Source organism: Shinella pollutisoli, assembly GCF_024609765.1.
GTDB lineage: Bacteria > Pseudomonadota > Alphaproteobacteria > Rhizobiales > Rhizobiaceae > Shinella > Shinella pollutisoli.
In genome coordinates this window covers 58,830-84,244 of record NZ_JANFDG010000010.1, presented here as the reverse complement: position 1 = coordinate 84,244, position 25,415 = coordinate 58,830, and the positions used below count along the sequence as shown (strand labels likewise).

General features: G+C 69.9%; 17 protein-coding genes. 5 read left to right on the top strand and 12 right to left on the bottom strand.

Features of this window, described 5'->3' with window-relative positions; genetic code table 11:
• Window position 1: 1 nt before the first annotated feature.
• Window positions 2-2,086, top strand: coding sequence for a penicillin-binding protein 1C (gene pbpC, locus NNZ72_RS10265; RefSeq protein WP_257315210.1), 2,085 nt, complete (start codon window positions 2-4; stop codon window positions 2,084-2,086).
• Here the strand turns inward: pbpC and NNZ72_RS10260 are convergent.
• The 12 genes from NNZ72_RS10260 to NNZ72_RS10205 form a co-directional block, all read right to left on the bottom strand.
• Window positions 2,076-2,873, bottom strand: a complete 798-nt coding sequence (locus NNZ72_RS10260) for a crotonase/enoyl-CoA hydratase family protein (RefSeq protein ID WP_257315209.1) — start codon at window positions 2,871-2,873, stop codon at window positions 2,076-2,078. The two genes, pbpC and NNZ72_RS10260, sit on opposite strands and share 11 nt — an antisense overlap.
• Entirely contained in the window at window positions 2,870-3,736 is an 867-nt protein-coding gene (locus NNZ72_RS10255; protein ID WP_257315208.1) for a hydroxymethylglutaryl-CoA lyase, read from the bottom strand. Before NNZ72_RS10255 ends, NNZ72_RS10260 begins: the two co-directional genes overlap by 4 nt.
• Window positions 3,733-5,715, bottom strand: a complete 1,983-nt coding sequence (locus tag NNZ72_RS10250) for an acetyl-CoA carboxylase biotin carboxylase subunit (protein WP_257315207.1) — start codon at window positions 5,713-5,715, stop codon at window positions 3,733-3,735. Before NNZ72_RS10250 ends, NNZ72_RS10255 begins: the two co-directional genes overlap by 4 nt.
• 9 nt (window positions 5,716-5,724) lie before the next feature.
• Window positions 5,725-6,108: a RidA family protein gene (locus NNZ72_RS10245; protein ID WP_257315206.1), complete on the bottom strand. Its 384-nt coding sequence runs from the start codon at window positions 6,106-6,108 to the stop codon at window positions 5,725-5,727.
• 14 nt (window positions 6,109-6,122) lie between these two features.
• Window positions 6,123-7,730 (bottom strand): carboxyl transferase domain-containing protein, encoded by a 1,608-nt coding sequence (locus NNZ72_RS10240; RefSeq protein ID WP_257315205.1) that lies wholly within the window; start codon window positions 7,728-7,730, stop codon window positions 6,123-6,125.
• A complete protein-coding gene (locus NNZ72_RS10235; RefSeq protein ID WP_306766257.1) occupies window positions 7,730-8,878 on the bottom strand; it encodes an isovaleryl-CoA dehydrogenase in 1,149 nt (382 codons plus the stop codon). Before NNZ72_RS10235 ends, NNZ72_RS10240 begins: the two co-directional genes overlap by 1 nt.
• Window positions 8,879-8,982: 104 nt before the next feature.
• Window positions 8,983-12,453, bottom strand: coding sequence for an indolepyruvate ferredoxin oxidoreductase family protein (locus NNZ72_RS10230; RefSeq protein WP_257315203.1), 3,471 nt, complete (start codon window positions 12,451-12,453; stop codon window positions 8,983-8,985).
• Between the two features lie 163 nt (window positions 12,454-12,616).
• Entirely contained in the window at window positions 12,617-13,069 is a 453-nt protein-coding gene (locus tag NNZ72_RS10225; protein ID WP_257315202.1) for an Lrp/AsnC family transcriptional regulator, read from the bottom strand.
• Window positions 13,070-13,088: 19 nt separating this feature from the next.
• Window positions 13,089-14,246: a fumarylacetoacetate hydrolase family protein gene (locus NNZ72_RS10220; RefSeq protein ID WP_257315201.1), complete on the bottom strand. Its 1,158-nt coding sequence runs from the start codon at window positions 14,244-14,246 to the stop codon at window positions 13,089-13,091.
• A gap of 54 nt (window positions 14,247-14,300) precedes the next feature.
• On the bottom strand, window positions 14,301-16,055 hold the full coding sequence (locus tag NNZ72_RS10215) for an alpha/beta fold hydrolase (RefSeq protein ID WP_257315200.1): 1,755 nt from the start codon (window positions 16,053-16,055) through the stop codon (window positions 14,301-14,303).
• A gap of 3 nt (window positions 16,056-16,058) precedes the next feature.
• Window positions 16,059-17,573 (bottom strand): lipopolysaccharide biosynthesis protein, encoded by a 1,515-nt coding sequence (locus NNZ72_RS10210; RefSeq protein ID WP_257315199.1) that lies wholly within the window; start codon window positions 17,571-17,573, stop codon window positions 16,059-16,061.
• Between the two features lie 3 nt (window positions 17,574-17,576).
• Window positions 17,577-18,521: a glycosyltransferase family 2 protein gene (locus NNZ72_RS10205; RefSeq protein WP_257315198.1), complete on the bottom strand. Its 945-nt coding sequence runs from the start codon at window positions 18,519-18,521 to the stop codon at window positions 17,577-17,579.
• A gap of 133 nt (window positions 18,522-18,654) precedes the next feature.
• On the opposite strand from NNZ72_RS10205, the gene NNZ72_RS10200 reads away from it, so the two are divergent.
• The 4 genes from NNZ72_RS10200 (at window position 18,655) to NNZ72_RS10185 (ending at window position 25,326) form a co-directional block, all read left to right on the top strand.
• Window positions 18,655-19,737, top strand: a complete 1,083-nt coding sequence (locus NNZ72_RS10200; RefSeq protein WP_257315197.1) for a polysaccharide deacetylase family protein — start codon at window positions 18,655-18,657, stop codon at window positions 19,735-19,737.
• A gap of 85 nt (window positions 19,738-19,822) precedes the next feature.
• Window positions 19,823-20,752 carry a cellulose biosynthesis protein BcsN gene (gene bcsN / locus NNZ72_RS10195; protein WP_257315196.1) on the top strand — a complete coding sequence of 310 codons (930 nt, stop codon included), beginning with the start codon at window positions 19,823-19,825 and terminating at the stop codon, window positions 20,750-20,752.
• A 75-nt stretch (window positions 20,753-20,827) separates the two neighbouring features.
• Window positions 20,828-22,999: a UDP-forming cellulose synthase catalytic subunit gene (bcsA, locus tag NNZ72_RS10190; protein WP_257315195.1), complete on the top strand. Its 2,172-nt coding sequence runs from the start codon at window positions 20,828-20,830 to the stop codon at window positions 22,997-22,999.
• Window positions 22,996-25,326 (top strand): cellulose biosynthesis cyclic di-GMP-binding regulatory protein BcsB, encoded by a 2,331-nt coding sequence (locus NNZ72_RS10185; protein ID WP_257315194.1) that lies wholly within the window; start codon window positions 22,996-22,998, stop codon window positions 25,324-25,326. The genes bcsA and NNZ72_RS10185 overlap by 4 nt, the downstream gene beginning before the upstream one ends.
• The last annotated feature ends 89 nt before the right edge of the window (window positions 25,327-25,415 follow it).

Here is a 25,415-nt window from a genome sequence, read left to right as displayed (position 1 = left end):
CATGGCCCGGTGGAGAAAGATCGCGGTCGGCATGGCCGGGGGCGCGGCGGCGCTCGCCGCCCTTGCCTACGGGCTCGACTACGCCGACCGGGCCTTTCCGCCGCCGGTGGACGTCGCCGCCGTCGTCTCGAAGGAGGTGCACGACCGCGACGGAAGGCTGCTGCGGGCCTTCGCCACGCCCGACGGCCTCTGGCGGCTGAAGACGGTCGCCGCGGACGTCGATCCGCAGTTCCTGCGCATGCTCGTCGCCTACGAGGACCGGCGCTTCCACGAGCACGGCGGCATCGATCCGCTGGCGCTCCTGCGTGCCGCCGGCCAGTTCGTGGCGAACGGCCGCATCGTCTCCGGCGCCTCGACGCTCTCCATGCAGGTCGCGCGGCTGATCGAGCCGCGCGAAAGCCGCTCGGTCTTCGCCAAGCTCCGGCAGATGGCGCGCGCCGTGCAGCTCGAACGGCGGCTCAGCAAGGTCGATATCCTCGACCTCTACCTGACGCTCGCCCCCTATGGCGGCAATCTGGAAGGCGTGCGCGCGGCGAGCCTCGCCTGGTTCGGCAAGGAGCCGGCGCGGCTGACGGTGGCCGAGGCCGCCCTGCTCGTCGCCCTGCCACAGCTGCCGGAAAAACGCCGGCCGGACCGCTTTCGCCAAGCCGCTGAACAGGCGCGCGAGCGCGTGCTCACCCGCCTCGCTGTCTCCGAGGTGATCGGCGAGGGCGAAGCGGAGCGCGCGAGCGCCGAGGCCGTGCCCGACCGGCGCCGGCAATTGCCGGCCTTCGCCGCGCATCTCTCGCATCTCGCGCTCATCAAGGACCCGAAGGCCGGCGTCCACCGCACGACGCTCGACCGCGCCGTGCAGGAGGGACTGGAGACCGTGGCCAGGGAGGCCGCCGCAAGGCTCGGCCCGAAGATCTCGATCGCCATGGTGATGGCGGATGCGCGCACCGGCACCATCCTCGGCGAGGTCGGCTCGGCCGATTATTTCGACGCAAGCCGCGCCGGCTGGATCGACATGACGCGCGTGCGCCGCTCGCCGGGCTCGGCCTTGAAACCCTTCATCTACGGGCTCGCCTTCGAGGAGGGGCTGGTGGCGCAGGAGACGATCGTCGAGGACCGCCCGTCCGATTTCTCCGGCTACCGGCCGCGCAATTTCGACATGACCTATCAGGGCGACGTCAGCGTGCGCAAGGCGCTGCAGATGTCGCTGAACGTGCCGGCGGTGAAGCTGCTGGAGGCGGTCGGGCCGACGCGGATGATGGTGCGCTTCCGCCGTGCGGCGGTCTCGCCCGACCTGCCGAAGGGGGAAGCGCCGGGCCTCGCCATCGCGCTCGGCGGGCTCGGCATCACGCTGAAGGACCTGACGCAGCTCTATGCGGCGCTCGCCAACCGCGGCATGCCGGTGCGGCTCGGCGACGGCATTTCCGGCACGCCCGGGATCGTCGACGGCGATCCGCTGCTCTCCCCCGTCGCCGCCTGGCAGGTCTCGGACGTGCTCTCCGCCGTCGTGCCCCCGGCGGGCAGCCGAAGGCTCGGCATCGCCTACAAGACCGGCACGAGCTACGGCTACCGCGACGCCTGGTCGGTCGGCTATGACGGGCGGCACGTGCTCGGCGTCTGGGTCGGGCGGGCGGACAACGGTGCGGTGCCGGGGCTGACGGGCTATGGTGCCGCCGCCCCCATCCTGTTCGAGGCCTTCGCCAAGTCGGGCATCGCCGTCACCGCGCTGCCGCGCGCGCCCTCCGGTGCGGTGCGTCTCGCCCAGTCCGAGCTGCCGGCGGGCCTTCGCCGCTTCTCCACCACCGAGAACGGCCTCGTTTCCACCGGCACGCGCGAGCGCGCGCCGCAGATCGTCTATCCGCCGGAGGGTGCGCATGTGGAGCTCGGCGCCACCGCCGGCACGGAGATCATGCCGCTCGCGCTGAAGCTGCAGGGCGGTCGCGCGCCGTTCCGCTGGCTCGCCAACGGCAAGGTGCTGCCGGAGGCCTCGCGCCGCCGAACGCTGCAATGGACGCCGGACGGCGCCGGCTTCTCCACCCTCACCGTCATCGACGCCGCCGGCCGCGCGGCGAGTGTCCGGGTCTTCATCGAGTAGGATCGGACGCCCAGGCCGGCTTGCGCTTTTCGAGAAAGGCGGCGATGCCCTCGGCCGCCTCCGGCGTCTCCCAGGTGTCGGCGAGCCGCGTCAGCGTCATCTCGATCAAGGCGTCGTCGATCGGCGGGCTGAGCGCATGGACGAGCGCCTTGGCCGCGCCTGCGGCCTCCGGCGCGACGGCGAAATAGGGTACGATCTCCGCCTCCACAGCCGCGTCCAGCGCATCCGGCGCGACGACGGCGGTGACGAGGCCGATGTCGCGCGCCGCCGCCGCATCGAACAGGCGGGCGGAGGTGGCGAGCCGCAGCATGGCGGACGGGCCGATGCGGGCGATCACATAGGGGCTGATCGTCGCCGGAATGAGGCCGAGGCGGGTTTCCGTCAGGCCGAAGCGGGCGCCCTCGACGGCGATCGCCGCGTCGCAGACGCTGATGAGGCCGACGCCGCCGCCATAGGCCTGGCCGTTCACTCGTCCGATGAGCGGCTTCGGCAGGTCGCGCAGCGCCTTCAGCATCAGCGCGAGGCGGCGGGCCTCGGCGATGCGCTCCTCGCGGCTTGCGGCGATCTGCTCCTTCATCCAGTTGAGGTCGCCGCCGGCGCAGAAGCTCTCGCCCTCGCCCGTCAGCACGACGACGCGCACCGCGCCGTCCTCCGAAAGCAGGCCGGCGGCGGCGGTGAGCTCGCGCATCATCAGGCCGGAGATGGCATTGTGCTGCGCATGGCGCGACAGCGTGAGCGTCGCCACACCGCGCCGGTCGACTTCGACCGAGATCGTCTCGAAGTTCATCGCTCTTCCTCCTTGCCGGTAATGCGGCGCGCGAAGGCCGCTGCCCGCGCCAGCCGCTCCCTGTCGAGCCCCGTCTCGTAACCCTCCCGCATCAGCATGTCGGCGACGGCGAGCGTGTCGACATTGCCGCGCGCGCCCGGCGCATAAGGGCAGCCGCCGAGCCCGCCGACCGAGGCGTCGAAGACGGAAAGGCCGCGGGCGAGGCCGACGCGGATATTGTCGAGGGCGTGCCCGTCCGTGTCGTGGAAATGGCCGGCGAGCTTTTCCGCGGCGGCCACGGCGAGCACCGCGTCGAGCATCGCGGAGATCTCCTCCGGCCGGGCATGGCCGGTCGTGTCGCCGAGGCTCACCTCGTGGCAGCCGAGCCGCAGCAGCCCTTCGGTGACGCGCGCCACCGCCGCGGGCGCGACCGGCCCGTCATAGGGGCAATGGACCACGCAGCTCACATAGCCTCGCAGCGCAATGCCATCGGCGATCGCGGCCTCGGCGACCGGGCGCACGCGCTCGAAGCTCTCGGCGATCGAGCAGTTGAGATTGGCGCGGGAAAAGCCTTCCGACGCCGATAGGAAGACGGCGACCGCGTCGACGCCGGCCGCCTTCGCCGCCTCGTAGCCCTTCATGTTGGGCACGAGCGCCGCATAGGCGACGCCGGGCCGGCGGGTAATCCCGGCCATCACCTCGGCGCCGTCGGCGAGCTGCGGCACCCATCTCGGGCTGACGAAGCTCGTCGCCTCGATGCGGGCGAAGCCGCAGGCGGAAAGGCGGTCGATCAGCGCGATCTTGTCGGCGGCGGGGATGACCGCCGTCTCGTTCTGCAGCCCGTCGCGGGGCGCCATCTCGACGATCTCGACACGCCGCGTCATGCCGCATCCTCCGCTTCGAGCGACAGCAGAAGCGCCCCTTCCGCCACCTGGTCGCCGGCCGCGACCGGAACGCCCGCGACCACGCCGTCGCGCGGGGCGGAGAGGACGAGCTCCATCTTCATCGCCTCCATGGTGACGAGCGGCTCGCCGCGCGAAACCCGGGCGCCGGGCGCGGCCGAGACGATGCGCACCAGCCCCGGCATCGGCGCCACGAGCCGGTCGCCGCCGGCGGCGGGCTCGCCGTGGTGGCCGGGATCGTCGGGCACGGAGAAGACATGGGCGGCACCGTCGAGGAAGACGGCGATCTCGCTTCCTTCCCGGTGCACGGTCGCGGCAAGGCTGCGCCCGCCGCTGTCGATGCGGACAGCATGCCCGTCCGAGGCGAGGAGATGCAGGCGGACCGCCACGCTGCCCCGCTCGACCTCGAACGCCTCGCCGCGGGGCGTGACGCGCAGCTCATGCTCTTCCGCCCCATACGCCAGGAAGACGGATTGCGTCGCAGGCCCCCACAGGCGGAAGCCGCGCAGGCGCTCCCACGGGTCGCGGCCCGCAGGCGCCGCGAGGAAGCCGAGTGCGGCAAGGGCGGCGAGCGCGAACGCCTCATCGGAGGGGGGCGGTTCGACGAGCAGCCCCTCCCCCGACCGGGCGATCAGGCCGGTGTCGACGTCACCCGCCGCGAAGGCCGGCAGACGGCAGAGGCGGGCGAGGAAGGCGGCATTGGTCGTCACGCCGGCGATATGGCAGCGGGTGAGCGCGGCCTCCAGCTTCGCCAGCGCCTCGGCGCGGTCGCGACCATCGGCGATCACTTTCGCGATCATCGGATCGTAATGGGGGGTGATCGCGTCTCCCGCCCGCACGCCGGAATCGACGCGCACGTCCTTCGGCAGGTCGAAGAGGGAGAGGCGGCCGGTCGCCGGCAGGAAATCGCGCGCCGGGTTTTCCGCATAGAGCCGCGCCTCGAAGGCCCAGCCGGTCATGGAAATCTCCTCCTGCCGCCTGGGCAGCGGCTCGCCGGCGGCGACGCGGAGCTGCCATTCGACGAGGTCGAGGCCGGTGATCGCCTCCGTCACCGGATGCTCGACCTGGAGGCGCGTGTTCATCTCCATGAAATGGAAACGGTCGGGCCGCAGCCCCTCCGAGACGTCGGCGATGAATTCGACGGTGCCCGCACCGCTATAGCCGATCGCCGCCGCCGCGCGGCAGGCGGCCTCGCCCATCGCGGAGCGCGTCTCCGGCGTCATGCCGGGGGCCGGCGCCTCCTCGATCACCTTCTGATGGCGGCGCTGCAGCGAGCAGTCGCGCTCGAAGAGATGCACGACGTTGCCATGCCGGTCGCCGAAGACCTGCACCTCGATATGGCGCGGCTTCGCCATGTATTTTTCCACCAGCACGCGGCCGTCGCCGAAGGCGCCTTCCGCCTCGCGCCGCGTGCTTTCCAGCGCCGCGGCGAAGCCGGCCGGATCGCCCACCCGGCGCATGCCCTTGCCGCCACCGCCGGCGCGCGCCTTGATCAGCACCGGATAGCCGATCCTCTCCGCCTCCTGCGCGAGGAAGGCCGCGTCCTGCACCGCGCCGTGATAGCCCGGCACGACGGACACGCCCGCCGTCTCCATCAGCGCCTTGGCCGCGTCCTTCAGCCCCATGGCGCGGATCGCCTGCGCCGAGGGGCCGATGAAGACGAGGCCGGCCGCCTCCACGGCGTCCACGAAATCCGGGTTCTCCGACAGGAAGCCGTAGCCCGGATGCACGGCCTCCGCCCCGCTCGCCTTCGCGGCCGCGACGACGGCTTCGATGTCGAGATAGCTCCGCGCCGCCTCCGCCGGGCCGATCCGCACCGCCTCGTCGGCAAGCGCGACATGCAGCGCGTCACGGTCGGCGTCGGAATGGACGGCAACCGTGGCGATGCCCATCCGCCGCGCGGTGCGGATGACGCGGGCTACGATCTCGCCGCGATTGGCGATGAGGATCTTCCGGAACATGCCTCTCCCCTATTGCGCGGCCACCGCCTCGACCTCCAGGAGCCACCGCTCATCGAAGATCTGGCAGACGACGACGGTGAGCGCCGGCGCGAGCGAGCCGAGATACTCGTTGCGGATCTCGCGGTTGGCGGTCGCGTGCTGGCGGTCGGAGAGATACATCGTCACCTTGACGATATCGCTCTTCGCCATGCCGGCAGCCTTCAGCTGGGCGTCGATGTTGCGCCAGACGAGGCGGGCCTGCGCCTCGAAGCCCTCCGGCACCTTGTCGTCGTCCGAGACGGGGATCTGCCCGCTGACGAGCAGCAGCCGCTCGAAGCCCTCGAGCTTCACCGCCTGCGAATAGCCGCCGTGCGGATTGGGGGCGTTCCTGGCATTGATTGATTCGCGTTTCATGGGCTTTCCTCCTCCTACATCCGGAAAACGCCGAAGCGGGTCGGCTCGGCCGGCGCGTTGAGCGCCGCCGAGAGCGAGAGCGCCAGCACGTCGCGCGTCTGGCGCGGATCGACGATGCCGTCGTCCCAGAGCCGCGCAGAGGCATAGAGCGGATGGCTCTGGCGGGCGAACATGTCGACGGTCGGCTGCTTGAAGGCCGCCTCCTCCTCCGCGCTCCACGCGCCGCCCGCCCGCTCGATCGCCTCGCGCCTGACGGTCGCGAGCACGCCCGCCGCCTGCTCGCCGCCCATCACGGCGATACGGCTGTTCGGCCAAGTCCAGAGGAAGCGCGGCGAATAGGCCCGCCCGCACATGCCGTAATTGCCGGCCCCGTAGGAGCCGCCGATCAGCACCGTCACCTTCGGCACCGCGGCGGTGGCGACCGCCGTCACGAGCTTCGCGCCGTGCTTGGCGATGCCCTCCGCCTCATATTTCCGGCCGACCATGAAGCCGGTGATGTTCTGCAGGAAGACGAGCGGGATGTTCCTCTGCGCGCAGAGCTCGATGAAATGCGCGCCCTTCAGCGCGGCCTCGGAGAAAAGCACGCCGTTGTTGGCGATAATGCCGGCGGGAAGGCCGTGGAGGGCGGCGAAGCCGCAGACGAGCGTCGTGCCGAAGCGGGCCTTGAACTCGTCGAAGCGCGAGCCGTCGACGAGGCGGGCGATCACCTCGCGCACGTCGTAGGCGATCTTCGTGTCGGCAGGGACGATGCCGAGCAGCTCCTCCGGATCGTGCAGCGGGGCCTCGCCTCCGCTAGACAATGTCAGTTCCGGCTTACGCCTGTGGAGGTTGGCGGCGATCTGCCGGGCGATGGCGAGCGCATGGCGGTCGTCGCGGGCAAGATGATCGGCGACGCCGGAGAGCCGCGTGTGCACGTCGCCGCCGCCGAGGTCCTCGGCCGTCACCACCTCGCCGGTCGCCGCCTTCACCAGCGGCGGGCCGGCGAGGAAGATGGTGCCCTGGTTCTCGACGATCACCGTCTCGTCGCTCATCGCCGGCACATAGGCGCCGCCCGCCGTGCAGCTTCCCATGACGACGGCGATCTGCGGGATGCCCGCCGCCGACATGTTCGCCTGGTTGTAGAAGATGCGGCCGAAATGATCGCGGTCGGGAAAGACCTCGTCCTGGCTCGGCAGGTTGGCGCCGCCGGAATCGACCAGGTAGATGCAGGGCAGGCGGTTCTCCGCGGCAATCTCCTGCGCGCGCAGGTGCTTCTTGACGGTGATCGGGTAATAGGTGCCGCCCTTCGCCGTCGCGTCGTTGCAGACGATCATGCACTCCTGCCCCGACACGCGGCCGATGCCGGCGATCAGCCCGCCGCCGGGCGAGGCGCCGTCATAGAGGCCATGACCGGCCGTGAGCCCGATCTCCAGGAAGGGCGAGCCCGGATCGAGGAGGCCCGCCACCCGCTCGCGCGGGAGCAGCTTGCCGCGGGCGACGTGGCGCGCGCGCGCCTTCGCACCGCCACCGTCCATGACCGACTTTGCCGCCTCCTCCACTGCCGAAAGCGCCTCCAGCATCGCCGCGCGGTTGGCCGCGAAGGCGGGGCTGCGGGTGTCGACGGACGTGCGCAGGACCGGCATCAGCGCGTCTCCTCGAATATCTCGCGGCCGATCAGCATGCGGCGGATCTCGGACGTGCCGGCGCCGATCTCGTAGAGCTTGGCGTCGCGCAGCAGCCGGCCGGTCGGATAGTCGTTGATATAGCCGTTGCCGCCGAGTGCCTGGATCGCCTCCAGCGCCAGCCTCGTCGCGGCCTCGGCGGCAAAGAGGATGCAGCCAGCGGCGTCCTTGCGCGTCGTCTCGCCGCGATCGCAGGCGGCCGCCACCGCGTAGACATAGGCGCGCGCGGCGTTGCAGGCCACGTACATGTCGGCGAGCTTGCCCTGCATGAGCTGGAACTCGCCGATCGGCCGGTCGAACTGTTTCCGTTCGTGCAGATAGGGCACCACCACGTCGAGGCAGGCGGCCATGATGCCGAGCGGCCCGCCGGCCAGCACCACGCGCTCGTAATCGAGGCCGCTCATCAGCACGTTGACGCCGCGCCCGACTTCGCCCAGCACGTTCTCCTCCGGCACCTCGCAATCGGCAAAGACCAGTTCGCCGGTGTTGGAGCCGCGCATGCCGAGCTTGTCGAGCTTCTGCGCGGTGGAGAAACCCGCAAAACCCTTCTCGACCAGGAAGGCGGTGATGCCGCGCGCGCCGGGCTCGGGATCGGTCCTGGCATAGACCACCAGCACGTCCGCATCCGGCCCGTTGGTGATCCACATCTTGGAGCCGTTCAGTACGTAGCGGTCGCCGCGCTTCTCGGCGCGGAGCTTCATCGAGACGACATCGGAGCCTGCGCCCGGCTCCGACATGGCGAGCGCGCCGACATGCGCGCCGGAGATCAGCTTGGGCAGGTATCTCTTGCGCTGGGCATCGTTGCCGTTGCGGACGATCTGGTTGACGCAGAGGTTGGAGTGCGCGCCGTAGCTGAGCCCCACCGAGGCGGAGGCGCGGCTTATCTCCTCCATCGCCACGCAATGGGCGAGATAGCCCATGCCCGCCCCGCCGTAGGCTTCCGGCGCGGTGATTCCCAGCAGGCCGAGCCCGCCGAGCTCGTGCCAGAGCGGCATGGGGAAATCGTTGCTGCGGTCGATCTCGGCCGCCTGCGGGGCGATCTTCTCCTCGGCGAAGCGGGCCACGCTCTCGCGCAGCGCCTCGATCTCCTCGCCGAGGCCGAAGCGCATTCCGGCTGCGTACATGTCTCTCCTCCCCTGGAGCGTTTCCTTGTTTCTACGCGATTGCGAACGCAAAAACGCTACGTGCTTCTGCCGGAGTTGCTCCAGCGCCCTCAGGCGGCCGCCTTCTCCCGTTGCCGTCCCGCCGCCGTCTCGAAGGCTGCGACAAGCTCCGCCTCGCGCGCCTTGACGCGACGGGCGGCCTCCTCCTTCACCGGCCCGTAGCCGCGAATCTCGCCGTAGAGCGAGAGAAGCGCAACGGCTTCCTCGATGTTCCCGCGCGCGAGCCGCGAAAGGACATGCTCGACCAGCGCCTCGTAGTCGGCGATCAGCCGGCGTTCCATGCGCCGCTCGGCCGTGCGGCCGAACGGGTCGAAGGCGGTGCCGCGCAGGCCCTTCATCATCGCCAGCAGCCGGAACACCGGCAGGATCCAGCGGCCGAAGCGGCGCTTGCGCGGCCGGCCCGTGGCGTCGAGGCCCTTGAGGAAGGGCGGCGCGAGGTTGAAGGCGATCGCGTATTTGCCGTCGAACTGTGCCTCCAGCCCGGCGCGGAAGGCGGGGGCGGAGAAGAGCCGCGCCACCTCGTATTCGTCCTTGTAGGCGAGGAGCCGCGCATGGACGTCGGCGACGATGCGGGTCAGCCGGTCGTCGGGGCGGAGCTGCCGTTCGGCGGCGCGGACCCGCTCGACCAGCGCGGCGTAGCGGGCGGCGAGCCGGTCGTCCTGATAGGCGGTCAGGTGCTTCATGCGGTGAGCGATCAGCTCTTCCGTCGCCATCGTCTCCGGCGTCGGGGCCTGTTTCTCCGGCTGCAGCAGCCTTCCGGCGCGGACGGGGTCGGCGGCGATCAGCCGGCCCCAGCCGAAGGCGGCGAGCGTGGCGTCGACGGCGACCCCGTTCAAGGCTATCGCCTGCTCGATTGACTGGCGCGACAGCGGGATCAGCCCCTTCTGCCAGGCGAAGCCCGTCATCAGGATGTTCGTCGCCATGGCGTTGCCCGCGACCTTCTCGGCGATGGTCGTGAAGTCGAGAAAATGCGAGGGCTCCTTCAGCGCCGCGCGCACCGTGCCCTCGACGGCGCGGGTGCGGAAATCGAAGTCGCGGCTGCGCACGAAATCGGCGACCGGCGTCAGCCTGGTGTTGACGATGCCGGTGGTGCGGCCGCTGTCGCAGAGCGTGACGGCGTCCCTGGAGGCGGCCACCACCTCGTCGGCGGCGATCAGCAGGTCGGCGCCGCCGGTGACGATGCGCGGCGAGGAGACGTCGCGGTCGGCAAGGCCGATGCGCAGGTGGCTCATCACCGCGCCGCCCTTCTGGGCGAGCCCGGCCATGTCGAGGATCATCGGCGCCTTGCCGTCGAGATGGGCGGCCATGCCGAGGATGGCGCTGATCGTCAGGATGCCCGTGCCGCCGATGCCGGCAATCGCGATGTTCCAGGGGCGGCCGGCGATCTCCACGACCTCGGGCTCCGGCAGGCCGGAAAGATCCGGCCGGCTTCCCGCCGCCTTGCGCAGCCGCCCGCCCGTCACCGTTACGAAGGAGGGACAGAAGCCCTTGAGGCAGGAATAGTCCTTGTTGCAGGTCGACTGGTTGATGCGGCGCTTGCGGCCCATCTCGGTGTCGAGCGGCTCGACGGAGACGCAGTTCGACTGGACGGAACAGTCGCCGCAGCCCTCGCAGACCGAGGGCTCGATCATCAGCCGCACCGGCGGATCCTCCATCAGGCCGCGGCTCCTGCGCCGGCGCTTCTCCGCCGCGCAGGTCTGCACGTAGACGATGGCCGAGCAGCCGGGAGCCTCGCGGATATCGCGCATCACCGTGTCGTATTCGTCGCGGTGGCGCACCCTGACGCCGGGCGCGAGCCCGGAGGGCGCATAGGCTTCCGGACGGTCGGAGACGAGATAGATCGGCGCGACGCCCTCGTCATGGAGCTGGCGCGTCACGGCCTCGGGCGTGAGCGGCCCGTCGATCGCCTGACCGCCGGTCATGGCGACGGCGTCGTTGTAGAGGATCTTGTAGGTGACGTTGACGCCGGCGGCGACCGACTGGCGGATGGCGAGGATGCCGGAATGGTAATAGGTGCCGTCGCCGAGATTGACGAAGATGTGCTTCTCGTCGGTGAAGGGCGCAATCCCCGTCCAGGGCACGCCTTCCGCACCCATATGGGTGAAGGTCGCCGTCGAGCGGTCCATCCACTGCACCATGTAGTGACAGCCGATGCCGGCCGTCGCCCGGCTTCCCTCCGGCACCTTCGTCGAGGTGTTGTGCGGACAGCCGGAGCAGAAATAGGGCACGCGCTCCAGCGGCGGGGCGTGGCCCTTGCGGATCTTCTCGCGCTCCAAGAGATAGGCGAGCTCGTCGGCAATCACCTTCTTGAGGCCGAGGTCGAACTCGAGATGCAGCAGGCGGCCCGCGATGGCGCGCGCCACCATTCCGACGGAGAGCGCCTGCGACAGCGGCAGGAACGGATTGTCCTCGTGGTCGAACTTGCCGATGATGCGCGGCCGCTCGCCGGGATGCCAGTTGAAGAGCTGCTGCTTGATCTGGTTCTCGATGATCTCGCGGCGCTCCTCGACCACGAGGACCTCTTCCAGCCCGCGCGAGAAGTCGCGCACGCCTTCCGGCTCCAGCGGCCAGGGCATGCGCACCTTGTAGACGCGCATGCCGATCGCGGCGATCTCCTTCGGGCCGATGGAGAGCTCCTTCAGCGCCTGCAGCACATCCTCGTAGGCCTTGCCGGAGGCGATGATGCCGAAGCGGGCGTCGGGTGAATCGTGCGTCACCTCGTCCACCCGGTTGGCGCGGGCAAAGGCGATCGCGGCATAGCCCTTGCAGGTCTGCAGCCGCTCGTCCTGCGGCAGCGGCGGATCGGGCCAGCGCAGGTTGAGGCCGCCGGGCGGCAGCTCGAAGTCCTCCGGGATCACGAATTGCCGGCGCTCGCCGGCGAGGTCGACGGAAGCGGTCGTCTCGACCGTGTCGGAGATGAACTTCATGCCGACCCAGCAGCCGGAATAGCGCGACATCGCCGTGCCGAGCAGGCCGTATTCGACGAATTCGTGGATCGAGGACGGATAGAGCACCGGCATCAGCGCCGACATGAAGGCGTGGTCCGACTGGTGCGGCACGGAGGACGATTTCGCCGAATGGTCGTCGCCGGCGAAACAGAGCACACCGCCGTGCCGCGACGCGCCTGCCGCATTGGCGTGCTTGAAGACGTCGCCGCAGCGGTCGACGCCCGGCCCCTTGCCGTACCAGTAGCCGGCGACGCCGTCGACGCGCGCGCCGGGAAAGAGATGAAGCTGCTGCGTGCCCCAGACGGCGGTCGCCGCAAGATCCTCGTTGACGCCGGGGCGGAAGACGACGCCGTTGGCGGCGAGATGCTTCCCGGCCTTGGCGAGCTGCTGGTCGTAGCCGCCGAGCGGCGAGCCGCGATAACCCGAGATGAAGGCGGCGGTGTTCAGCCCCGCGGCGCGGTCGCGCCCCATCTGGACGATCGGCAGGCGCACGAGCGCCTGGATGCCGGACAGGAAGATCCTGCCGTCCTCCGCCGTATACTTGTCCTCGAGAGAAAAGCTCTGCTTCAGCATGACTTCCTCCTCGATGGCCCTCCTCCACGAAAGCCATCCTCTCTATGTAGGAGCTTACGCCCCGAAGGGGAGGAGCGGGTCCTTATTTTCGCGGGGAAAGATCACATTCGAGGGATAGCGTCCGCAAAAGGGCACGCGAAACGCAAAGCCGTCCTCATCGGCCTCAAAGAGGCAGGCGATGGGTGTTCTTCAGCTCGTCGAGCGCGAAGCTCGAATTGACGAAGCCGACGCCCGGGAGCTTCAGGAGCGCCTTCTTCAGGATCTCCTCGTACTGGCGCACGCTGCTCGTCAGCACCCGCAGCACGTAGTCGTGCTCGCCGGTCATCGAGTAGCATTGCACGACCTCCGGCATCGCCTTCACGGCCTTCTCGAACTCGACGAGCGTCTCCTCGTCGTGCTGCTTCAGCCGCACGAAGCAGAAGACGGAGACATCGAAGCCGACCTGCTTCGGATCGACGAGCACGATGCGGCCGCGGATCACGCCCTGCCGCTCCATCTCCTTGATGCGGCGCCAGCAGGGCGTGTGGCTGAGGCCCACGCGCTCGCCGATCTCGGCGACGGTGAGCTCCGGTTCGTCCTGGAGCAGGCGGAGGATCCTGCGGCTCGTCTCGTCCACGTCCCCCTCCCCGCCGGTCTCAGAGAAAGCCGCGTGCGACGAGGTTGCGCATCAGCGCCGCCGTGCCGAAGGTCCAGGGCGGGCATTCGGTGGAGAGCCGCACGGTGTTGACCAGCCGGCCGAGCTCGGCATTGGAGATCGTCACCCGGTCGCCGGTCTTGTGGGTGAAGCCCTGGCCGGGCGCGTCGCGGTCCTCGACGGGGGCGAAGAGCGTGCCCATGAACAGCATGAAGCCGTCCGGATACTGGTGGTGGCGGCCGACGGTCTGGGAGACGAGGTCGAGCGGGTCGCGGCTGATCTCGCGCATGGTGCTGCGGCCCTTGAGGACGAAGCCGTCCTCGCCCTCGATCAGGAGGTCGAGATCGGCCGTGCGCACGTCGTCGAGCGAATAGGTCTCGTCGAACAGGCGGATGAAGGGACCGATCGACGAGGAGGCGTTGTTGTCCTTCGCCTTGCCGAGGAGCAGCGCCGAGCGGCCCTCGACGTCGCGCAGGTTGACGTCGTTGCCGAGCGTCGCGCCCTTGACGCGGCCCTGACTATCGACGGCGAGCACGATCTCCGGCTCCGGATTGTTCCATCTGGAGATCGGGTGCAGGCCGACCGAGGCGCCCCAGCCGACCGAGGCGAGCACCGGCGCCTTGGTGAAGACCTCCGCGTCCGGACCGATGCCGACCTCCAGATATTGCGACCAGACGCCCTCCTCGATCAGCGCCGCCTTGACCTTGGCAGCCTCCTCGGAGCCGGCCTTGAGGTCGCGCAGGCTGTCGCCGATGATGGCGGTGACGCGGGCGCGCATCTTCTCGGCGAGCGCCGGGTTGCCGGCCGCCTTCTCCTCGATCACCCGCTCGATCATCGAGCGGGCGAAGGTGACGCCGCAGGCCTTCACCACCTGCAGGTCGCAGGGCGCGAGCAGGTGCAGGCGGGAGAGCGCGCCGGCGCCCTCGACGGAATCAGAAAGCACGCTGTCGAGTTCGCCCAGCGTCTCGCCTTCGGCGGCGCGGACGAAGGCGGCCGGATCGTCCTTCTCGAGCAGGTCGCGCATGGTGGGGGCGGCGCGGGAGGTGATGTCGACGAGCCTGCCGTCGCGCACCACCACGAGGGACGGGCCCTGCGCGTCCGGCCGCCACACGCGGCCCACGAACGTTCCCGTCGCGAAATCTCCTGCCGTTGTCGTCATGATCTGTCCTCTCATCGAATGCTTCCAGCCATCTAGCGTGAAAGCGGACGGATGTCAGCCGCGATCGACCGTCGAGACGAGATCCTGCAGCCATCGCTGCTGTTCCTGCCTGGCCGCGGGCAGGGTGACGTTGTGATCGGCATCGGGAAGGATATCGACGCGCGCCCGGGCAAACCGGCGCAGCCTGCGCCGATCGCGCCCGAAATAGAGCGACAGCTGCTCCAGGCTCTCGTCCCCGTGCGAGCAGAGGAAGCCTATCGGCACCTGCCGGCGGTCCAGCTCGGCGAACATCCGGCGGCATTCGGCCTGGAAACGCCCGTGCTTCGAGATCGACGGGACGAAGGGTGCCAGCGCATGGGACAGCCGCGACAGGAGCTGGAACGAAAGCGCGCGCAGGAAGCCGGGGACGCTGCTTTCTCCGCGCAGGATGCGCAGGACGAGGCGCGGGTCCAGCAACCTTTTCCGGTATTCGCCGGCGCTGCGCAGCCGCGTATGGGCGACGGTCGCCAGGTTCTCGTCCGGATCCCATATGAGGCGAAGCTGGTTGATCAGGGCGAGCGCGGCGACGCGCGGATCGCGACAGGCGGCGTGGAAGGCCGTGTAGGCTCCGCTGCACCGGCCGACGAGCACGACCCGCCCGGGGCAGGCCGCCTGCAGGAAATCGAGCGCATCCACGACATCGCGGATCGGCCCGTCGGTGTAGAGGACCTGGTCGGGCTCGCCGGCGCGCGCCGGACTGTCGCCGACGTTGGCAAGATCGAAGCGCAGCGAGGCCACGCCGTCGCGGGCAAGCGCACGGGCGGCGTCGACCCAGCATCGCGCCCAGCCGCCGTGATGGTCGTAGCCGGCATTGAGGAAGACCACCACCGGGCGATCCCCCCGGACGGACGGACCGTCGGGACGGCACAAGATCCCCGCGAGCGGGGCGTCCGGCCGGAAGACCACGCCCTCCTCGACGAAACCCTCGCCCGCCAGCCGAGCGGCCGCCGGAACCGAGGGCGACGCCGTCCGGGAAGCCTCGCCGTGCGCATACGTCCCGGCGAGCCATTCGGACATGGCGACGACGACGGGGCGCGGCAGCACGGAATCCGTCGGGTTCGCCATCAGCTCGGCATAGCCGGCGAACGGCTGCACCGTGACGGCATGTCCCGCCGCCTCGAAAGCACGGCCGAGCGCGGCGTCGGCCTCGGTTTCCTCCCGCGCGACGACCAGGCAGGGCATCCGCCGTCCGAAAGCCCCCATGTCGATGGCGGCGGTTCCGAGCCCCGCCGCGACGCCCACAGGCAGGACGAGGCCGCCGATCGCCACGCTCCCTCCCGGGGGCGCGTCGTCCGGCGGCAATCCGAGACCCTCCAAGACGACACGCGCCTTGATGGCCGTCTCGCGCAGGAAGCGGCGGCCGTTCGCCGCCGGCGCCGCGAGGATCAGGCCGGCGACGTCCTCGCGCCGGGCGGCGAGGCGGGCGGCGATGAGCGCGCCCGGACCGAGGCCGAGCAGGACGACATCGCGGCAGCCGGCGGCGTCCTTCAGCAGGTCGCAGGCCGCGGCAGCGGCATCCGTCCAGCCGTCGAGGGTCTCGCCCTCCGGCCGGTCCAGCGAATCCACGGTGCCCGGATAGTCGAAACGCAGGACGGGAAAGCCCCGGCCGGCGAAATCGTCGGCGACGGTGCGCAGGAACTTGCGCGTGCAGAGTTCGTCGACACCCCAGCTCCGGCAAAGCACGACGCCCGTCCTCTCGACGGTCGCCGCCGCGGGCAGGGTGAGATGGCCGGCACAGCCGGCGAAGGCGACGGGAGACGTCCGGACCATCGGTCAGCCCACCGCCCGTCCGGGCGTCACCGCCACCGCCATCATCACGCGATAGGCCAGGGACGAGACGGTCCTGGGTATGCGGGAGGGAAGGTTGGTGATCAGCGCCTCCACATCGTCGCGCGGCACCACCCGCAGCACGCGGAGCGCGACCGCATAGACGATGGCGCCCGCCGCCACGGCCAGCGTGATGCCGACGATTCCGCCGATTTGCAGCAGTACGCCGTAGGCGGCCCCCGCGCAGAGGAGTGCGGCGAAGCCTATGAGCAGCATATCCCTGACATTCACCGGAATGGACAGGCGCCGCCAGCAGAAGGCCAGCAGCCAGGCGAGCCACACGCCGTGCACCAGGGTCCGCCCCCATGCCGCACCGAGGCCGCCGCCGAAGGGAACGGCCAGAGCGAAGACGGCGATGGACAGGACGGCAGTGACGGGCGCGATCAGGAGGAAGAAGTCGCTGCGCTCGCAGGCATTGATGACGATGGAGGGCACGGTGCTGAGGGCCGTGAGGAAGGCGAAGGCGACGAGCACGCGCGCCATCGGCACCGCCTCGGCGAACTCCGCCCCGAACAGCAGCGGCAGCAGCTCGCCCATAATGGCCGCGCCGCCGAAGCAGATGGGCAGGATCATGAGACCGAGCCAGCGCATGATGCGGTCGCACGTCACGCGCATGAGATCGATGTTGCCGTTGTCGTGATGCGCGCCGATGTGGGGCGTCAGGCCTCCCAGCATCTGGCCGGGAAGCTGGACGACCAGCCCCGCGAGCGTCAGGCCGGCCGCATAGTGGCCCATTTCGCTGGCAGCGAAATAGGCACCCAGGAAAAGCAGCTCGATGCGGGTCCAGACCACCATGCCGATGATGGACGAGATCCAGCTGTTGCGGCCGACGGCCTTCATGTTGGGCGTGACGGCCACGTCCGGATCGGGCCTGCGGGCGATGTATTCGCGTATGCGGACGACCTGCGGCAGGCACCGCGCCACGTAACCGACGAGCGCGCCGGGCACGCCGTAGAAATAGCCGCCGAGGGCGATCAGCGGCACCTGCAGGAGGCAGCCGATGAACGCATAGCGGGCCGATTCCGCGAAACGATTGAGGCCGCGCGCCGCCGCATCCGCCACGCCGGAAATCGCATAGGCGAACAGCATCAGCCCCGCCATCACCCAGACGGACGGTATGTGCTCCGCCTGCGCATCCGTCAGGTACAGCCACAGGGCATAGCCCAGCAGCACGAGCAGGCCCAGGACGGCCGGGACCAGGAAATTGGCCAGCAGCAGGCGAGCAAGCCCGCCGCCGGGATTGCCCGGCCGGTCGTATGTCTGCATGTAGCGCAGCAGCACGTTCGGCACGCCGTAGCCGGCCAGCAGGGCACCGGTCGTCGCCACGAACAGGGCGAAGGCGACCTCGCCGGAGCCGTGCGGGCCGAGCAGCCGCGCGATAATGATGCTGCCCATGAAGCCCGAGGCCAGCGAGACGATGCCGGTGATGGTGCTGAGCGCCGATGCGCCGATGAAGCCCATGGCCTATGTCCGCCCGTCCGCCACCGGCTTTTCCCCGAGAAGCCGTGCGAGGATCTTCCGGCGCACGACGGGCTCGGCGAGGATGAGCCGGATCATGTCGAGATAGTTGCCGCTCGCCCGCGCGCGGTGGAACCGCCCGATCGGCACCCCCGCCCGCAGATCGGCGAGGCGCCGGTCGAAGGCCTCCCGCTCCGCGGCGGTCAGCCGGTCGGCGACCTCGCGGCGGAACTCCTCCAGCGCGGCGATCAGCGGCCGGGCGTCGGCCGTGCTGCGCGAATGGGGCGAGGCGCTGCGGCTGATCGCGCCGACGGGTGTCGCATAGACGTAGAGCGGCGTATCGACATAGAAGGCCCGTCCGCCGGCCGCCAGGATGCGCAGGTTGAACAGCAGGTCCTCGCCAGACCGCAGGTCCTCGCGATAGGCGATGGCGTGGCGGCGCAGGAAATCCGTCCGGACGACGGGCTGCAGGTAGCCGAAGTCGTGGCGGTCGGCCGCCGTCGGCAGCAGGAAGTCGCGGAAGGACAGGAAGCGATCGGAAAGACCGGTGTAGATCGGGCCGGTTTCCCGGTCCGCGACCGCGTCGAAGCCCATCAGGTTGTCGGCGATGAACTCGGCCTCGTGGGCGTGTTCCAGCAGTCGCCGCAGCCGGTCCGGATGCCAGAAATCGTCGGAATCGAGCAATGCGGTCCATTCGCCGCGCGCGGCGGCGAAGCCCACGTTGCGTGCCGCGGACGGGCCGAGGTTGCGCGGCTGGCGGATGACCCGCACCCGCGGATCGCCGGCGAAGACCCGCTCCACCTCGTCGGGCGTTCCGTCCGTGGACCCGTCGTCCACGACGACGACCTCCACCGCCACCTTCTCCTGCGCGAGGGCGCTGCGCACCGACCGTGCGACGCAGTCCCTCGTGTTGAAGCACGGAATGACGGCCGATATTAAGGGTCTGGTCATGGAATGCTTCCATTAATAGAGCCCGATAAATAGGGATCAATTCATTGCGATTTCGTGAATCCGCCCGGCGCGGATCCGGCGGGTAGAGGGCTCAAATTCGATGTCATATTTCCTGGATAACGTCCGGCGGCTGATGCGCGATCTGCAATCGGAACCGGTTTCGGCCCTGCCGCGCCGGCTGGCCGGCATCGCCCAGCCGAAGCTCGCCCGGCTTTGCGAGGAGACGGCCCACCGCTCCGGCCTGGGCGACCTTCTCGCCCGCCGCTACAGCGGCAAGGGGATCGCGCTGATGTTCCACGAGATCCATGCCGATGTGGACGGGGAGCTGCGCACCGGCTGCGGCCCGGCGCAGCTCGCGCACATCATCGACACCGTGCGCGCCGCCGGCCGCGACATCGTCACGATCGAGGAGGGACTGCGCCGCCTCGCGGAGCCGGACAGCCGGCCCTTCGCGCTGCTGACCTTCGACGACGGCTACCGCGACAACCGCACGAACGCCCTGCCGATCCTCGAGCGGGCCGAGGCGCCGATGACCCTCTTCGTGCCGACCGGCATGATGACGCGCGAGCTCTACGCCTGGTGGATCGCCCTGCGGGAGATCGCCAAGACGCGGGACGCGGTGGACATTCCGCCGATGGAGCGCCGGTTCGAATGCGTCGACCTCGCCAGCAAGGTCGCGCTGATGCGCCAGGTGACCGCGTGGATCGGCACGGACAACGCAAGGGCGAGATCGCTCGCGCCGACCTTTACCAAATACGGCGTGGACCTGCCGGCGCTCGTCGATTTCTACGCCATGGACGAGGAGGAGCTGAAGACCTTCGCGCGCCATCCGCTGGTTCGCATCGGCGCCCATACGGTCAGCCACCGCTTCCTGTCGGGCCTGGAGGATGCGGAGGTGGCGGCCGAGCTTCCGGCCAACAAGCGCTATCTCGAAGACCTCCTCGGCCAGCCGGTCCCCTACCTCGCCTATCCGCACGGCGACGAGGACGCCTGCGGCGCGCGCGAGGCGCGGCTGGCGGCGCAGGCGGGCTTCGAAGCCTCCTTCACGACGCGGCCGGGCCATCTCTTTGCCGCCCATCTTTCCCATCCGCACCTGCTGCCGCGCATGGACGTCGGCTACGCGCCGCAGAGCGCCTCTGCGCTCGCAAGCCGCCTGAACGGCCTTCACCGCGTCATCGCGGCGGGCTTCGTCGATCCGGTGGCGACGCTCGCCTGAGCCGGTCGCCACCTCGCGGACAGGCGGGCGGGGATCGCCAATATCAAGGATTCCTATTCCGGCCGCGGCACAATATGAATGGAGCATGATTGATTCCGCGACGATTCGCTCCTTCGGTCGTTTCCCGTCCGCGCGCCGCCGGGCCGCCCTGCTGACGGCCGCCTTCGCGATCGCCGCCGCCGGCTGCGCCGCCCGTCCCGGCGCGGGCGTCGCCACCCTCTCGACGACGGCGCCCGCCTCCAGCGCCCTGATCCTTCCGGCCCCCGGCACCTGGTCGATCGTCAGCGTGGTGCAGCGGCAATATACCAATGCGATCGAGCAGCAGGTCGCGCTCTCGACCGAGGCCGCGACGCCCGGGCAGAACTTCCTCGGCATCCAGGTCTTCGGACCGGCGGAGACCGTGGCGATGCCCGGCGGCACGCTCGCCTACAAGCCGGTGCAGCATGCCGCGATCCGCGCGGAGATCGCCCGCTACTTCCCGGGGCGGACGCTTGCCATCTCCCCGCATTTCGTGCGCAACAACTACGGCCCCTTCGGCTATGCCTACGGCGCGGGTGCGGGCGGCGACGGCTGCCTCTACGGCTGGCAGCAGATCCGCTCCGACAATGCGGACCGCGACATCCGCGGCAACCAGGGCATGATTCAGGTACGGCTGCGCGCCTGCCAGGCCGGCGCGTCGGAAAAGGACCTGGTGCAGCAGATGTACGGCTTCACGATCGTCGGCGGTTTTTCCGGCGCGGTCTGGAATCCCTACGGCACGCCGCCCGGCGTCGGCGAGGTCGGCGGCGGCGAGCCGCTCGCCGTTCCGCTCGAGGACGGGGCGGTGCGGCCGCGCCGGGTTACGGCCACGCCGGAGCGCATCCGGCAGGAAACCGGAAGGACGACGCAGCGCCGGCAGACCGCGGAAGACGCCATACTCGTGCCCTCGCCGTCCGGTTCGGTGTCGGGCGAGGCCGTCGTCGTCCCCTCGCCGGTGTGCGTGGCGGACGCCGCCGGCGCGGCGACCTGCGACTAGCGCGCCTCATGCTTCGTTAACGCAATCGGTCTTAGGGTCCCGCCGGAGGTGCGAGACAGCGGCGAAGGACAGCGAATGGGACATATCGGTACGATCATCGTCTGGGCGCTCGTGGCCGCGCTGGTGCTTCTGGTCATCACGCTGCCGATCAATCTCCAGACGCAGCTCGTCGCCAGCATCGCCGTCGTGACGCTGATGGCGGCGATCAAGGTGATCCGGGCGGAGGGCATCTGGCGGCTGATCGCGCTCGCCTTCGGCACCGCCGTCGTGCTGCGCTACGTCTACTGGCGCACGACGAGCACCCTGCCGCCGGTCAACCAGCTCGAGAACTTCATCCCGGGCTTCCTGCTCTATCTCGCCGAGATGTACAGCGTGATGATGCTGGCGCTCAGCCTCTTCGTGGTGGCGATGCCGCTTTCGCCGCGCAGGAGCCGCACCGCGAAGGAGGAGAGGCTGCCCACCGTCGACGTCTTCGTGCCAAGCTACAACGAGGAGATCGGCCTGCTCGCCAACACGCTCGCCGCCGCCAAGGGGATGGACTATCCGGCCGACCGGCTGACCGTCTGGCTCCTCGACGACGGCGGCACCGAGCAGAAGCGCAACGCCGCATCCGTGCTCGAGGCGCAGATGGCGGAGGCCCGGCACCGCGAGCTGCAGGCGCTCTGCCGCGATCTCGGCGTCAACTACCTGACGCGGGCGCGGAACGAGAGCGCCAAGGCCGGCAACCTCAACAACGGACTGCAGCATTCGCGCGGCGAGCTCGTCGCCGTCTTCGACGCCGACCATGCGCCCGCACGCGCCTTCCTGCGCGAGACCGTCGGCCATTTCGCCGACGACCCCAAGCTCTTCCTCGTGCAGACGCCGCACTTCTTCCTCAATCCCGATCCCCTGGAACGCAACCTCAGGACCTTCGAGAAGATGCCGAGCGAGAACGAGATGTTCTACGGCATCATCCAGCGCGGCCTCGACAAGTGGAACGCCGCCTTCTTCTGCGGCTCGGCCGCGGTGCTCAGGCGCAGCGCGCTCGCCGAGGCGGGCGGCTTCAGCGGGCGCTCGATCACCGAGGACTGCGAGACGGCGCTCGCGCTGCACGCGCGCGGCTGGAACAGCGTCTACGTGGACAAGCCGCTGATCGCCGGCCTGCAGCCGGCCACCTTCGCCAGCTTCATCGGCCAGCGCAGCCGCTGGGCGCAGGGGATGATGCAGATCATGCGCTTCCACTTCCCGCTCTTCAAGCGCGGCCTGTCGCTGCCGCAGCGCCTCAGCTACATGTCGTCGACGCTGTTCTGGCTGTTTCCCTTCCCGCGCACGATCTTCCTCGTCGCGCCGCTCTTCTACCTGTTCTTCGACCTGCAGATCTTCATGGCCTCGGGCGGCGAGTTCCTGGCCTACACGCTCGCCTACATGGTGGTGAACCTGATGATGCAGAACTACCTCTACGGCTCCTTCCGCTGGCCGTGGATCTCTGAGCTCTACGAATATGTGCAGACCGTGCACCTGCTGCCGGCCGTGGTCTCGGTGATGCTCAATCCGGCGAAGCCGACCTTCAAGGTGACGGCGAAGGACGAGTCGATCAGCGTGGCGCGGCTCTCCGAGCTCAGCCGGCCGTTCTTCGTCATCTTCGCCGTGCTGTTCGTCGCCTTCCTGATGAGCATCTACCGATTCCATTCCGAGCCCTACAAGGCCGACGTCACCTTCGTCGTCGGCGGCTGGAACCTCTTCAACCTCATCATCGCCGGCTGCGCGCTCGGCGTCGTGTCGGAGCGCAGCGAGCGGGCGGCGAGCCGCCGCGTCGCCGTCAAGCGCCGCTGCACCTTCAACCTCGGCGGCGAGGATCATCCGGCGACGCTGGAGAACGTCTCCGCGCACGGCGCGCGGCTCCAGGTCTTCGGCGTCGACGCCGACCCCGCGCGCGGGGAGACCGCCTTCCTGCGCTTCACGCCCTACGGCCGGGAAAAGGAGGAGACCCTGCCGGTCGAGATCCGCAACACCGAGAACCTCGGCAACATCCTGGCGATCGGCTGCCGCTTCATGCCCGCCGAGGCGCGGCACCATTCGCTGGTCGCCGACCTCATCTTCGCCAATTCCAACCAGTGGAGCGACTTCCAGATCTCGCGGCGCTCGAACCCGGGCCTGACGCGCGGCTCGCTGTGGTTCCTCGGCGTCGCGGCCTATCAGACGAGCCGCGGCCTCCTCTATTTCCTGCGCAGCATGAGGGGCCCGGCGAAGCGGGAGACCGTTCGATGAGCGCGCGGGCCCTCCTTCTCGGCCTCGCCCTCGCGCTGCCGCCCGTGGCGGCTCCCGCGCAGGAGGCGGCCCCCTTCGACATGTCGCGCGAGCGCGGCACGCCTCCGGCCGGCGAGGATGCGGGTGCCGCGACCGTCGCCACCCGGCCCGAGGAACAGGCGGCAGCGACCGGCCTGCCGGGGCGCCACTACATCATCCCGGCCCGGTCGCTGCTCCTCGAGGGCGAGACCGCGAGTCGCTCCTTCCCGGTCTATCTCACACAGCACCAGGCGACGGCGGCGCAATCGATCGGCCTCGGCTATTCCAACGCCATCGTCGTCGCGCCCGAAGCCTCGAAGCTCACCGTCCTCGTCAACGGCACCGTCGTCGGCGACCTGCCGGTGCGCTCGCCGGACGGCGTCACCGACATCCGCTTCGACCTGCCGGCGGGGCTGCTGCGTCCGGGCATGAACCGCGTGACCTTCACCGCACAGCACCGCCACAGGACCGATTGCACGATCCGCTCGACCTACGACCTGTGGACGGCGCTCGATCCGGCGCGGACCTTCCTCGCCGTTCCGCCGGGCGACGGCGGCAGCCCGCCGATGATCGACGACATCGCCGCCGTCGGCCTCGATCCCGCCGGCCGGACCCGGTTCGTGCTGGTCGCGCCGGAGATGGACCAGCCTGCCTCGACCAGCACGCTGATGCGGCTGAGCCAGGGTCTGGCGCTGCTGGCGAAGATGCCCAACCAGTCCTTCGAGGTGACGAACCGGCTGCCCGCGGCCACCGGCCCGGGCGAGATGACCGTCGTCCTCGGCACGGCGGGCGGGCTTTCGGCGCTGCTTCCCGCCCTTCCGGCGGCGGCCGCCTCGGGCAGCGTCTCGACCTTCGTCGACGCGCCGGCGGGCGGGGGCAAGCTCCTGCTCCTCAGCGGACCGGACTGGTCGGCGGTGGATGCGGCCGTGGAGAGCGTCGTCTCGCCCACCGAGCGCAGCCTCGCGCTGACGCGCCAGGCGCTGAGCGTCCACCGGCGCGACGCGGAGGACGTGCCGCTCGTGGCCGGCGAGGCGACGCTAGCGTTTTCCGCCCTCGGCGTGCGGACCAGCGAGTTCAGCGGGCGGCGCTTCCAGACGGGCTTCGACATCGGCATCCCCTCCGACTTCTATGCCGACGCCTACGGCGAGGCGACGCTCCTGCTCGACGCCGCCTACTCGCCGGAGGTGCTGCCCGGCAGCCACATCGACATCTACGTCAACGGCAACATCGCCTCGACGGTGCCGATCGCCAGCCGCAACGGCGGCATCTTCCGTCACCTGCCGATCCGGGTGACGATGCGGCATTTCCGTCCCGGCCCGAACCGCATCGACATCGAGGCGATCCTGATGATCGAGGCGGACGCCGTCTGCGCGCCGGGCGCGAGCGCTCGCGAGGAGCCGCGTTTCGCCCTGTTCGACACGTCCGAATTCCAGATGCCGCGCTTCGCCCGCATCGCCCGGCTTCCGGATCTGGCGGCGCTCGCCGGCACGGGCTTTCCCTATTCGCGGCAGGAGGACCCGGTCGCGCTCTATCTCGACAGGCTGGACGGCGACACGCTCTCGGCGGGCGCCACCTTCCTCGGCAAGCTCGCCGTTTCCGCCGGCCGGACGCTCCGCGTGAGCCCGGAAGCCTCGGCGCTGTCGATCGGCGAGCGCAACGCCGTGCTGATCGGCGCGATCTCGCAATTGCCGCAGCCGGTCCTCGCCCAGGCGCATCTTTCCGGCGAGAGCGCCTCGACCTGGCACGCGCCCGCCCCGTCCGGAGAGACCCGCCGGACGGCGGAGGACGGGAACGCGATGCAGGAATGGCAGTCGCGCATACGGGGCGGCGTCTGGCGGCGCTGGCTCTCGGCGCTGGAGGACTGGCTGCAGGAGACGTTCGACATCTCGCTGTCCTCGCTCCGCCTGCTTCCCGGCAGCGACATGATGGTGACGCCGCCCGAGACCGCCCGCTTCCTCGTCGCCCAGGGCGACAGCCCCGGCGGGACGGCGACCTGGACGGTGCTTGCCGCGCCGACCGGAGCCGATCTGCGCGCGGGCATGGAGACGATCGCCGGCGACGAGCGCTGGCACGAGATCGGCGGCTATCTCAGCCTGGAAACGAAGGACGTGGACGCGCTGGACGTGCGCGAGGCGGCCGAGGTTCGCTTCGTGCCGACCCAACCGCTCTCCTTCGGCAACCTGCGCCTGATCGCCGCGAACTGGATGTCGTCGAACATCCTGTCCTACGCGGCGGCCTTCTGCGCGCTCGCCGTCCTGCTCGGGATGGCCACGTCCGGCCTGCTCCGCCGCTTCGGACGGCAGGACTGACGCGGCCGTTTACCGCAGCTTAACCATAACGCGTTCTTATCGGCCTGACCGGGTTTCGCCGCGCGCAGCCCGTCCGTTATGCGTTCGAA